Genomic DNA, 11,869 nt, shown 5'->3' with positions numbered 1-11,869 from the left:
TCGCGGAAACGAAGGCGACGGACGGCATCATGGCAAGGAAATATTTCGGCACCGACGGTATCCGCGGGCTGACCAACGCGGGCAGCATGACCGCGCAGATGGCGATGAAGGTCGGCATGGCCGCCGGTCGGCACTTCCTGCGCGGCGACCACCGCCACCGCGTCGTGATCGGCAAGGATACGCGCCTGTCGGGCTATATGCTTGAAAGCGCGTTGCAGGCGGGCTTCACCAGCGTGGGCATGGACGTGACCCTGGTCGGGCCGATGCCCACGCCCGCGGTCGCGATGCTGACGAAATCGATGCGCGCCGACATGGGCGTGATGATCTCCGCCAGCCATAATCCGTTCGCGGACAACGGCATCAAGCTGTTCGGCCCCGACGGGTTCAAGCTGTCCGACGCCGACGAGCTGGCGATCGAGGCCGCGATCGACGGCGACGTGCCGCTGGCCCCCGCGGGCGAGATCGGCCGCGCGAAGCGGATCGAGGATGCGCGCGGCCGCTACATCCACTTCGCCAAGTCCACCTTCCCCGCCGACATGACGCTGGACGGGCTGAAGGTCGTGGTCGATTGCGCCAACGGCGCGGCGTATCAGGTCGCGCCCGACGCCTTGTGGGAACTGGGCGCGGACGTGGTCGCGATCGGGGTCAAGCCCAACGGCCTCAACATCAACGACCGCATCGGATCGACGCATCCCGAGGCGATGGCGGCGGCGGTGGTCGAACATGGCGCGCACCTCGGCATCGCGCTGGACGGCGACGCCGACCGGCTGATCGTGGTCGATGAAAAGGGCCGCGTCGTCGACGGCGATCAGTTGATGGCGACGATCGCGGGCGGCTGGGCGCGGCAGGGGCGGCTGGCGGGTGGCGGGCTGGTCGCCACCGTCATGTCGAACCTCGGCCTCGAACGCCATCTGGCGGCACAGGGCATCGGCCTGATCCGCACGAAGGTGGGCGACCGCTACGTGCTGGAGGCGATGCGCGCGCGCGGCTTCAACGTCGGCGGGGAACAGTCGGGGCACATCATCCTCAGCGACTATGCGACTACCGGCGACGGCCTCGTCGCGGCGTTGCAGGTGCTGGCGGAGATCAAGCGGCAGGGCGCACCCGCCAGCGAAGTCCTGCACCGCTTCGAGCCGCTGCCCCAGCTTTTGAAGAACGTCCGCTTCGCGGGCGGGAAGCCATTGGAAGCCGAGGCGGTGAAGGCGGTGATCGCGCAGGCGGAGGCGGAACTGGCCGGCACCGGCCGCCTCGTCATCCGCCCGTCCGGCACCGAACCCGTCATCCGCGTGATGGCTGAGGGCGACGACCGGCAACAGGTCGAACGCGTGGTGGACCGCATCTGCGACGCGGTACGGTCAGCGGCCTGACCACTATCCGGACCCTCCCGTTCAAGGGAGGGGAGCAGGTCAGGGCGCTGGCCGCTCCGGCTGCGCTTCCGCCAGGATCACCGCGAACCGCCCGTCCGCATCGGTCCACTCGCGCACCGGCGTCCACCCGCCGCTGCGCAGCAGGATGCGCGCGTCGCGCGGCCCGTATTTGTGGCTGTTCTCGGTATGGATCGTCTCGCCTGCGGCGATGGCGAAATCACGCCCGTCGACCGTGAAGGACGCGTCGCGCACCGCCTTCAGATGCATCTCGATCCGCGCCCGATCGTCGTTCCACACCGCCTCGTGGCGGAAGGCGTCGAGGGGGATCGTCCCGTCCAGCTCGCGATTGATCCGCTCCAGCAGGTTCATGTTGAACCGCCCCGTCACCCCCGCCGCATCGTCATAGGCGGGCACCAGCACGCTTGCGTCCTTGATCCGGTCCATCCCGATCAGCAGCATCGCCCCCTCCCCCAGCGACACGCGCATCGCACGCAGCAGGTCGACCGCGGCACGCGGGATCAAATTGCCGATCGTCGATCCCGGGAAGAATCCCAGCTTCGGCGCATCGGCGATCGTGTGCGGCAGGGCCAGCGGGCGCGTGAAATCCGCCTCGAACGGCAGCACCAGAAGGTTCGGGAACGCCGCCGACAACGTCCGCGACGATTCGCGCAGGAAATCGCCCGAGATATCGATCGGGACATAGGCCGAGGGCGACACCGCCTCCAGCAGGATCGGCGTCTTGGTCGAGGAGCCCGATCCGAACTCCACCACCGCACGCCCCGCGCCCACCAGCGCGGGCAGGTCCGCGGACAGGTCGCGCAGCACCGCGGTCTCGGTGCGCGTCGGATAATATTCGGGCACGTCCGTGATCTGCTCGAACAATTCCGATCCGCGCCGGTCGTAGAACCATCGCGCGGGAATCGCGCGCGGGCGGCGGGTCAGTCCCGCCAGCACGTCGGCACGGAATTGCGGATCGGCGAGCGTCGCCTGTCCGTCCTCGATCTCGGGCTTCAGCATCGGATATCCTTGGCCAGCCGCACGCCGGTGAACTGCCAGCGCTGGTGGGGGTAGAAGAAATTGCGGTACGACGGGCGGACATGCCCGCGCGGCGTCGCGCAGCTGCCGCCGCGCAGCACGAACTGCCCGCTCATGAACTTGCCGTTATATTCCCCCACCGCGCCCTCGACCGCGCGGAAGCCGGGATAGGGGCGATAGGCCGAGCCGGTCCATTCCCACACGTCGCCGAAGAACGCGGGCGAATGCGCCGCGGGCCGCGGCTCGACCGCACCGCCGTCGTCCAGGAAATTGCCCGTCCCCGGATCGTGCGGGGCCGCCGCCGCCTCCCATTCGAACTCGGTCGGCAATCGCGCCCCCGCCCAGGTGGCGAAGGCATCCGCTTCGAAGAAGCTCACATGCGTCACCGGCGCCGCGGGATCGACCGGGCGTCGCCCGTCCAGCCCGAACCGCGTCCACGCGCCGTCGCGCTGTTCCCAGTACATCGGCGCCGTCACGCCCTCGCGCTGCACCCACGCCCAGCCGTCCGCCAGCCACAGCCGCGGGTCGCGATAGCCGCCGTCGGCGATGAACGCCTGCCATTCGCCGTTCGTCACCGTCCGGTCCGCCACCGCATGGGCGGGCAGCAGCGCGCGATGCCGCGGTCCCTCGCAATCGAACGCGAACCGCGCGCCCGCATGGCCGACGTCGACGACGCGCTCGCCGCTCTCGATCCACCCCATCGGCGCCGGCATCGCCACCGGCACCTTGGGCGCGGGCGACCACATCGCGGGTTCCAGCGGATTCTCGGAAAATAGGTGCAGCAGGTCGGTGACCAGCAGTTCCTGATGCTGCTCCTCGTGATGGCACCCCAGCCGCACCAGCGCCTGCGCCGCCTCGGGGAAATCGTCGAACGCCGCGGCCAGCGCCGCGTCGACCGCGGCGCGATAGCCGCGCACCTCGTCGAGCGTCGGACGCGTCACCATCCCGCGCCGTCCGCGCGCATGCCGCCGCCCTTCCGCCTCGTAATAACTGTTGAACAGGAACGGGAAGCGCGCGTCGTGCAGGCGATAGCCCGGCACGTGATCGCGCAGCACGAACGTTTCGAAAAACCACGTCGTATGCGCCAGATGCCATTTCGCCGGGCTGGCATCCTCCATCGACTGCACTGTGGCGTCGGCATCGGAAAGCGGCGCGACCAGCGCCTCGGTCAACCCGCGCACCTGCGCGAACAGGCCCGACAGCGGGCGTGGAAAGGTCTGGATCGCGGGCCGTGTCGACATGTGCTGCTTCTCCCAACCCCGCCCGCGTCGGGAGACCGGCGTCAGCGCATCGCGCCCGGCACCCACAGAACGTCGCCCCCGCCCGATTTGTTCACGTACCGGCAGGCGACGAAAAGGAAATCCGACAAGCGATTGAGGTAGATCAACGCATTCGGGTTCGCCGTCGCGCCCATCGCCGCCACCGCCCGCTCCGCCCGCCGCGCGATCGCACGCGCCAGGTGCAGGTGCGCCGCGTCCCCGCCCGGCAGGATGAAGCTGGCCAGCGGGTCGAGCGTGGCGTTCATCGCGTCGATATCCTGTTCCAGCCGGTTCACCTGCGACGCCACGATCCGCAAGGTCATGTCGCTGGGGGTGAAATCGTCGCCCGGCGTGGCGAGGTCGGCGCCCAGGTCGAACAGGTCGTTCTGCACGCGCGACAGCGAATGCAGGACGTCGCCGCCATGAAGCGACGCGATCGCGACGCCCAGCGCGCTGTTCAGTTCGTCGACGTCGCCGATCGCCGCCACGCGCGAGTCGGACTTCGACACGCGACTGCCGTCGACCAGTCCGGTCGTGCCGCCGTCGCCCGTGCGGGTGTAGATCTTGGTCAGCTTTACCACGCATCGGCTCCGGGTGACGTCCTCCGTCCGCCACGATCGACGTCGAAGGGCAGGCGCCGGGTCCGGGATCCGATCGCGCTCGGCCCGAACGGATGACGGCGCCGGAAAGGTTAGGTGCGGCCCGCCGCGAACAGGATCACGACCACGATCAGGATCGCGAGCGCCTGGAAGAAGACGCGCATCTGCATCATCTTGTTCGATTTCAACTGCGCCGCGCTCGGCCCCGCCTGTCCGTGGACCTCGGCGGAGGATTGCTGGAGGAAGCTGACCACGCCGCGCACCAGCGCGACGACGGTGGCGATCATCGCCGCGATCAGCAGGATGACGAGGAAAGTGTTCATGACGCCAATGTAGGCGCGCGGTCGCGGCCGGGCAATGGCGTCGTCGCCTCGCCGTCATTGCGAGCGCAGCGAAGCAATCCAGGGCGGCGCGCGGAACCCTGCATTGCTTCGCTACGCTCGCAATGACGACCCGGATTTCGCCCGCAACTCCGCCGCCACCGCCGCCCCGTCCACCCCCGCCGCGCGCATCGCCGCCAGCGTCGGCGCGCCGTTGCGCTTCGCCAGCCGCTCCCCGTCCGCGCCGGTCAGCAACGCATGGTGGTGCCAGCCCGGCACCGGCAGGACCAGCAGCGCCTGCAACAGGCGATGGACGTGCGTCGCCTCGAACAGATCGACCCCACGCACCACGTCGGTCACGCCCTGCGCCGCATCGTCGACCGTCACCGCCAGATGATAGCTGGCGGGCGCATCCTTGCGCGCCAGCACCACGTCACCCTGCGCCGCGGGGATAGCGGCGACGGGCACCCCATGGTCGGTCCACGCCAGCGGCCCCGCCCGCGCCACCGCCGCCGCCATGTCGATCCGCCAGCAGAAGGGCGCATCGCGCACGGGCGCGCCGCGGCACGTTCCGGGATAGACCGCCACCGCCCCGTGCGGCGCGCTCGCCGCCTCCGCGATCTCCGCGCGCGTGCAATAGCAGCGATAGAGCAGCCTCATGTCGCGCAGGCGATCGAGCGCCGCCTGATAGAGCGGCAATCGCTGCGACTGGAACACGACCGGGCCGTCCCATGTCAGCCCCAGCCACGACAGGTCGTCGCGGATCGTCGCGACATGCTCCGCCCGGCTCCGCGTCCCGTCGATATCCTCGATCCGCAGCAGGAACCGCCCGCCCCGCGCGCGCGCGAAATCGTGCGCGAGGATGGCGGAATAGGCGTGCCCCATATGGAGCCGCCCGGTCGGCGACGGCGCGAAGCGGGTGGTCGTCACCCTGCCCCCGTCATGCCGGACCTGATCCGGCATCCATCGTGCCGCATGAACATCGATCGCGGATGTGCGGCACGATGGGCCCCGGATCAAGTCCGGGGTGACGGTGGGATGTTAGGCACGCTACAGCGCTCATATGACCACCCCCCCCATCGCCGCCACCCGCCCGCATTCCTTCACGCATCACGGCGTCACGATCGAGGACCCCTGGGCCTGGCTGCGCGATCCCAATTATCCCGACGTCGATGACAAGGACGTGCTGGCGTATCTGGAGGCGGAGAACGCCTATTTCGAGGCGCAGATGGCGCCGCACCGCCCGCTGGTGGACCGCCTGTACGAGGAGATGAAGGCGCGCATCAAGGAAGACGAATCGACCGTGCCGCAGAAGGACGGCGACTGGCTGTACTGGACCGCCTACGAAACCGGCGGCGAATATCGCAAATGGTGGCGCAGGCCCGTCGCGGGGGGCGATGACCAGCTGTTCCTGGACGAGGTCGCACTGGCGGCGGGGAAGGAATATTTCCGCCTCGGCGCGGTCGCGATCAGCGAGGACGGCCGCGTCATGGCCTATTCGACCGACGACGACGGCTCCGAACGCTACACCATCCGCTTCGAGAGCCTGACCGGCGCGGAAACGCTTGACGAGATCATCCCCGGCGCCGCGGGCAAATGGGGCGACACCTCGATCGAGGGGACGATCGGCAACATCGTCTTCACCAGCGACGGGCGCGGCATCCTGTATGGCCTGACCGACGAGAACTGGCGCACGCGCACGATCAAATATCACGTGCTGGGCACGCCCAGCGCCGACGACGCGACGCTGTATTACGAGTACGATCCCGTCTTCTCGGTCGGGGTCAGCGAAACCAGCGACCGCAAGTGGATCGCGCTGGTGGCCAGCAGCCACGACACGACCGAAATCCGCCTGTATCCCGCCAACGACCCGCTCGCGGAGCCGATCATGGTCGCGCCGCGAAAGCCGGGCCGCGAATATGACGTCGACACGCACGGCGACACGTTGTTCGTCCACACCAACGACATCGATCCGATGTGGCGGCTGTGCACCGCGCCGATCGCGACGCCCGGCGAGTGGACCGAACTGATCGCCCCCTCCCCGCGCTTCTACATGACCGGGGTCGAGTGTTTCGCCGATTTCTTCATCGTGGAGGGGCGCGAGGACGGGCTCGATCAGGTCGAGATCCACGGCTATGACGGCGGCGCGCCGAAACGCCTGTCCTTTCCGGAGGCCAGCTACGCCGCGGGCACCGGCGACAATCCCGAATACGACCAGACGGTCATCCGGCTCGGCTACGAATCGATGGTCACGCCGGGCACGGTCTACGACTATGACGTCGCTTCGGGCGAGATGACGGTGCTCAAGACGCAGACCATCCCGTCGGGCTACGACGCGTCGGGATACGAGACGCAGCGGCTGGAGATCGCGGCGCGGGACGGGACGATGATCCCGGTGTCGATCGTCTATCCGAAGGATTTCCCGCGCGACGGATCGCGTCCCCTGTTCCTGTATTCCTACGGCGCCTACGGTCATGCCATCGCACCGGGCTTCTCGACCGGGCGGCTCAGCCTGCTCGATCGCGGCATGGCCTATGCCATCGCGCACATCCGCGGCGGCGACGATCTGGGCCAGCAATGGTATCACGACGGGAAGCTGGAGAAGCGGTCGAACACCTTCACCGATTTCGTCGACGTGGCGAAGGGGCTGGTGGCGCAGGGCTGGACCAGCGCCGGAAAGATCGCGATCGCGGGCCGCTCCGCGGGCGGCGAGCTGATGGGCGCGGTGGTCAATTCCGACCCGGACCTGTGGGGCGCGGTGATCGCCGACGTGCCCTTCGTCGACGTGCTCAACACCATGCTGGACGAAAGCCTGCCGCTGACGCCGGGCGAATGGCCCGAATGGGGGAACCCGATCGAGGACAAGGCCGCCTTCGACCTGATCCGCGGCTACAGCCCGTACGACAACGTCCGCGCGCAGGATTATCCGCCGATGTTCATCTCGGGCGGCCTCAACGACCCGCGCGTTACCTATTGGGAACCGGCCAAATGGGCGGCGAAGCTGCGCGCGACGAAGACCGACGACAACCTCCTGCTGCTGAAGACCAACATGGGCGCGGGGCACGGCGGCAAGTCGGGCCGGTTCGAGAGCCTGCGCGAGGGCGCGGAGGAACATGCCTTCGTCCTGTGGCAACTGGGGGTGGAGGAATGATCCTGCTGCTGCTGGCGGCGCAGGCCGCCAGTCCGGAAGCGATGGCGCTGGGCGAACGGGTCGCGGGTTCGGGAGCCTTCTCCCGCCTCGCGCCGATGGTGATTGCGGATGAGACGGAGAAGCTACTTCGCGCCACCCCCGATCTGACCCCCGCCGAACAAACGAAATTGCGCGCGCAGGCGAAGGCGACCGCCAACGCCGCGATGCTGACAGTTCGGCGCGAAATGGCGGTAGCCTACGCCAAACGACTGTCGATTGCCGACCTGCGCGCCATCGCGGCATTCAACGAATCGACTGTCGCGGCACGCTATACCGCTGCCACGCCTGCCGCCGTCGCTGCTGCGCGAAATGCGATGGACAAATTCGACCTTGCCACCGAAACGCGCGCCGCCTTCTGCAAGGACACCGGAAAGCTCTGCACAAAGTGAGCATCGAGGCGCTCGTCGCGCGCTGGGGCGCCGCCGCGGTGTTCGCGGGCGCCGCGCTGGAGGGCGAGGCGGCGGTGATCGCGGGCGGGCTGCTCGCGCATCAGGGGCTTATCGCGCTGCCGCTGGCGATGGCGGCGGGCGCGCTGGGTTCGTTCGTCGCGGATCAGGGCTGGTTCGGGTTCGGGCGGCGCTTCCGCGACCACCGCTGGGTCGTCGCGGCGCGCGAACGCCCCGCCTTCCGCCGTGCGGTCGACCTGGTGGAACGGCGGCCGATCGGCTTCATCTTCGCCTTCCGCTTCCTGTACGGCCTGCGCACCGTCAGCCCGATCGCGATCGGCACGACCGCGGTGCCGCACCGGCTGTATGCCGCGGTCAACGCCGTGTCGGCGGCGCTGTGGGGCGTGACCTTCGCCACGATCGGCTATCTGTTCGGGGAGGCGTTCGAGGAGGCGCTGGGGCGGCTGCGCCACGACGCACGATTGTGGTGGCTGATCGGCGCATTGCTGGCGGCGGGGGCGGTCTTCGCGCTGTGGCGCTGGCACCGGGACCGGCGCGCGTGACCCGCTTTGCACAGGGGTTCACCGCGTCGCCGGCGGACATCGACGAGCTGGGCCACGTCAACAATGCGGTGTGGGTCCGCTGGATCCAGGACATCGCGGTGGCGCATTGGGACGCGATCGCCCCGCCCGAACATCGCGCGACGATGGTCTGGGTCGTGACGCGCCACGTCATCGACTATCGCGGCAACCTGTCGGTCGGCGAAAGCGTGACCGGCGAGACGTGGGTGCCCGAACCGCCCCGCGGCGCGCGCTTCGACCGCCACGTCCGCTTCGTCGACGCGACCGGGCGCACATTGGTGGAAGGCGTCACGACCTGGGCGCTGATGGACCGCGCGACGGGCCGCCTGCTCCGCGTACGGCCGGAGATCGCGGCACCGTTCATGGGGGAATAACCTGCCCCCCGTTCGGCCTGAGCGAAGTCGAAGGCCACGCGCAACGCACGTACTTCGACTTCGGTCGGCACGAACGGAGGTCAATCGACCGGCACCAGCTCCATCACGTCCAGCATCGATTCGAACGCCGGCGACGGCATCGCCATCCGCCAGCGCCGTTCCCCGATCCGCTCGACCCATCCCGCCACGTCGCGCTTCGCGTCGCGGCCGTACGGCAACGGGCGATCCTCGTATCCGTACATCAGCGTGCCCAGGAACACCGCGCGCTCGCCGTCGCGCGGATGGATCGTCCCGACCTGCCGCTGCGATCCCGTCAGCTTCGCCAGCGTGACCGTTTCCCCCGCCCCCGAAGCCGTCACCGCCACGCGACAGGCGAAGAAGGGATAGGCGACATAGGGCAGCATCCACCGCTTCGCCGCACCCAGCTTCACGATGCGACAGCGATAGTCGCCCGCGGGCGGGACCGGTCGCGGCAAGGCGCGGTCGTAGTCGAACAGCGCCCCCGCCGCCGCGATCTCCGCCCCCGCCCCGCCCGCGCGCGCGCGCGCCAGCGCGCCCGCCCAGACCGTGCGCCAGTCCGCCAGCCGCGCGCGATCCGTCGGGGTCGCGACGCGCCGCCAGTCGGTCTGCGCCGCGGCGGGCGCGGCCAGCAGCGACAGCGCCGGAAGCCCCGTCATTGCCCAAAACATCACTGCGCCGTCCAGCCGCCGTCCGCGGACAGGTTCGCGCCCGTGATCGCCGCCGCCTCGTCGCGGCACAGGAACAGCGCGAACGCCGCCACCTGCTCGGGCGTCACGAACTGCTTTGTCGGCTGCGCGGCCAGCAGGACGTCGTTCATGACCTGCTCCTTCGTCATGCCCCGCGCCTTCATCGTGTCGGGGATCTGGCTCTCGACCAGCGGGGTCCAGACATAGCCGGGGGAGATGCAATTGACCGTGATCCCGTCGGTCGCGGTTTCCAGCGCCACCGACTTGGTCAGCCCGACCAGCCCGTGCTTGGCGGCGACATAGGCGGACTTGTTCGGGCTCGCGACCAGGCTGTGCGCCGAGGCGGTCGACACGATCCGCCCCCACTTCCGCTGCCGCATCAACGGCACCGCGGCGCGCATCGTGTGGAACGCGCTGGTCAGGTTGATCGCGACGATCGCATCCCACTTGTCCGCCGGAAAGTCCGCGATCGGCGACACGAACTGGATGCCGGCATTGTTCACCACGATGTCCGGCCCGCCCCATTCGGCATGGGCACGCGCGACCATCGCCGCGATCTCGTCCGGCTTCGTCATGTCCGCCGCATCGTACAGCGCGCCCGCCCCGCTCGCCGCGGCCAGCTCCGCCCGCGCGCGCTCGATCGCATCCGCCTCGCCGAAACCGTTCAGCATCACCGCCGCGCCCTCGCCCGCCAGTGCGCGCGCGATCGCCAGCCCGATGCCGCTGGTGGAGCCCGTGACGATCGCGCTCTTGCCCTTCAGGAACATGGCCACTCCTCTTGGTTCAATGCCGCCCTCATCGACGCGCGGACGCGGCGTTGCAACCCACGGGCGCGCGGCGCATTCATGCCGCAACCATAATGACCCGAACGGGGGGACAGGCCATGCGGCTCGACGACTATGACAATGACATCAACGTCGGCGAGGCGCGCGGCGGCGGCGGCGGCGGCATCGGCGGCGGGGGCGGCGGCCTCCTGCTCGGCCTGCTGCCGATGGTCGCCAGCCGCTTCGGCTGCGGCGGCGTGGTCGTCGTCCTGATCCTGCTCGCGGTCTTCGGCGGGCTGGGCAACATCGGCTCCATGTTCGGCGGCGGCGGCAGCGCCCCGACGACGCAAAGCGCGCCGAAGGGCGAAAGCGTCCAGCAGGTCTGCGACGCCAGCCCCGCACGCCGCACCACGTGCCAGGCGTTCAGCAACGCCGAAAACACGTGGCAGGCGCTGTTCGCGCGCTCGAACGCGCAGTTCCAGCCGCCGATGCTGCGCTTCTACGACGGGTCGGGCCAGTCGGGCTGCGGCGCGGCGCAGGCGGCGATGGGGCCGTTCTATTGCCCGACCGATCAGGGCATCTACCTCGACACCAGCTTTTTCGACGAGTTGCAGAACAAGTTCAAGGCGCCCGGCGACTTCGCGCAATATTACGTCGTGGCGCACGAATTCGGTCACCACATCCAGAACTTGCTCGGCACCGCGGATCAGGTCCGGCAGGCGCAGCAGCGCGGCAGCGAGGCGGAGGGCAACGCCGCCTCGGTCCGGCTGGAACTACAGGCGGATTGCTACGCCGGCGTCTGGGCGGCGCAGAACCGCCAGCGGCTCGATCCGGGCGACGTCGAGGAAGGCATGCGCGCGGCGCAGGCGATCGGCGACGACACGCTCCAGCGCCAGAGCACCGGCCGCGTGATGCCCGACAGCTTCACCCACGGTACGTCGGCCCAGCGTCAGGCCTGGCTGCGCAAGGGCATGGAAACCGGCGACCCCGCCGCATGCGACACGTTCAGCGGCGCGATCTGAATAGGGCGCCGTCATTGCGAGCGCAGCGAAGCAATCCAGGGCGTCGCGCATAACTTCAGGACCGTTCGACGTTCGGATGGCGGGGTGCGACGCTCACGCAAACACAAGAAGGAGATGGTTCGCGCAGAGGCGCGCAGGACGCGGCGGTATCGCGCGCCGGGCTGCTCGCAAGGCCGATCACCGACCGCGGCCCGACATCGTCGCTTCGATGAAGGGAGTTTTGCCCTCCGTTACACTTTACTCTCCGCGTGCTCCGCGCCTCTGC

General features: G+C 69.2%; 13 protein-coding genes. 6 read left to right on the top strand and 7 right to left on the bottom strand.

The window, feature by feature from the left end; genetic code table 11:
• The first annotated feature begins 29 nt into the window (after positions 1–29).
• A complete protein-coding gene (glmM, locus tag ASG29_RS04585) occupies positions 30–1,367 on the top strand; it encodes a phosphoglucosamine mutase (RefSeq protein ID WP_055982196.1) in 1,338 nt (445 codons plus the stop codon).
• Between the two features lie 39 nt (positions 1,368–1,406).
• Here the strand turns inward: glmM and egtD are convergent, their stop codons facing one another.
• The 5 genes from egtD to gluQRS form a co-directional block, all read right to left on the bottom strand.
• Positions 1,407–2,384 (bottom strand): L-histidine N(alpha)-methyltransferase, encoded by a 978-nt coding sequence (gene egtD, locus ASG29_RS04580; protein WP_055980964.1) that lies wholly within the window; start codon positions 2,382–2,384, stop codon positions 1,407–1,409.
• On the bottom strand, positions 2,378–3,643 hold the full coding sequence (egtB, locus tag ASG29_RS04575) for an ergothioneine biosynthesis protein EgtB (RefSeq protein WP_055982193.1): 1,266 nt from the start codon (positions 3,641–3,643) through the stop codon (positions 2,378–2,380). Before egtB ends, egtD begins: the two co-directional genes overlap by 7 nt.
• Positions 3,644–3,684: 41 nt before the next feature.
• Positions 3,685–4,242 carry a cob(I)yrinic acid a,c-diamide adenosyltransferase gene (locus tag ASG29_RS04570; protein WP_055980963.1) on the bottom strand — a complete coding sequence of 186 codons (558 nt, stop codon included), beginning with the start codon at positions 4,240–4,242 and terminating at the stop codon, positions 3,685–3,687.
• Between the two features lie 110 nt (positions 4,243–4,352).
• Positions 4,353–4,583 (bottom strand): twin transmembrane helix small protein, encoded by a 231-nt coding sequence (locus ASG29_RS04565; protein WP_055980960.1) that lies wholly within the window; start codon positions 4,581–4,583, stop codon positions 4,353–4,355.
• Positions 4,584–4,694: 111 nt separating this feature from the next.
• A complete protein-coding gene (gene gluQRS / locus ASG29_RS04560; RefSeq protein ID WP_055980957.1) occupies positions 4,695–5,543 on the bottom strand; it encodes a tRNA glutamyl-Q(34) synthetase GluQRS in 849 nt (282 codons plus the stop codon).
• A 100-nt stretch (positions 5,544–5,643) separates the two neighbouring features.
• Here gluQRS and ASG29_RS04555 point away from each other — a divergent pair, with 100 nt between their 5' ends.
• From ASG29_RS04555 to ASG29_RS04540, 4 genes are read left to right on the top strand one after another with little or no spacing between them, the layout of a single operon-like run.
• Entirely contained in the window at positions 5,644–7,731 is a 2,088-nt protein-coding gene (locus ASG29_RS04555; protein WP_055980953.1) for a S9 family peptidase, read from the top strand.
• Complete coding sequence (locus ASG29_RS04550) at positions 7,728–8,159, top strand: DUF2059 domain-containing protein (RefSeq protein ID WP_055980952.1); 432 nt, start codon at positions 7,728–7,730, stop codon at positions 8,157–8,159. The genes ASG29_RS04555 and ASG29_RS04550 overlap by 4 nt, the downstream gene beginning before the upstream one ends.
• The gene (locus ASG29_RS04545) at positions 8,156–8,719 is read left to right on the top strand and encodes a DedA family protein (RefSeq protein WP_055980949.1); all 564 of its coding nucleotides are present in this window, start codon (positions 8,156–8,158) and stop codon (positions 8,717–8,719) included. The genes ASG29_RS04550 and ASG29_RS04545 overlap by 4 nt, the downstream gene beginning before the upstream one ends.
• The gene (locus ASG29_RS04540; RefSeq protein ID WP_055982190.1) at positions 8,716–9,111 is read left to right on the top strand and encodes an acyl-CoA thioesterase; all 396 of its coding nucleotides are present in this window, start codon (positions 8,716–8,718) and stop codon (positions 9,109–9,111) included. Before ASG29_RS04545 ends, ASG29_RS04540 begins: the two co-directional genes overlap by 4 nt.
• Positions 9,112–9,191: 80 nt before the next feature.
• Here the strand turns inward: ASG29_RS04540 and ASG29_RS04535 are convergent, their stop codons facing one another.
• Together ASG29_RS04535 and ASG29_RS04530 are read right to left on the bottom strand one after the other, a co-directional pair.
• Positions 9,192–9,788, bottom strand: a complete 597-nt coding sequence (locus tag ASG29_RS04535; protein ID WP_055980945.1) for a DUF4893 domain-containing protein — start codon at positions 9,786–9,788, stop codon at positions 9,192–9,194.
• An 11-nt stretch (positions 9,789–9,799) separates the two neighbouring features.
• Positions 9,800–10,585 carry a 3-hydroxybutyrate dehydrogenase gene (locus ASG29_RS04530; RefSeq protein ID WP_055980942.1) on the bottom strand — a complete coding sequence of 262 codons (786 nt, stop codon included), beginning with the start codon at positions 10,583–10,585 and terminating at the stop codon, positions 9,800–9,802.
• 116 nt (positions 10,586–10,701) lie between these two features.
• Between ASG29_RS04530 and ASG29_RS04525 the strand changes: the two genes are divergently transcribed.
• Entirely contained in the window at positions 10,702–11,604 is a 903-nt protein-coding gene (locus tag ASG29_RS04525) for a neutral zinc metallopeptidase (protein ID WP_055980939.1), read from the top strand.
• Positions 11,605–11,869 lie beyond the last annotated feature (265 nt).

This window comes from Sphingomonas sp. Leaf412 (genome assembly GCF_001425405.1).
Taxonomy (GTDB): Bacteria; Pseudomonadota; Alphaproteobacteria; order Sphingomonadales; family Sphingomonadaceae; genus Sphingomonas.
The sequence above is the reverse complement of the archived record's forward strand: the minus strand, read 5'-3'. Positions and strand labels throughout refer to the sequence as shown.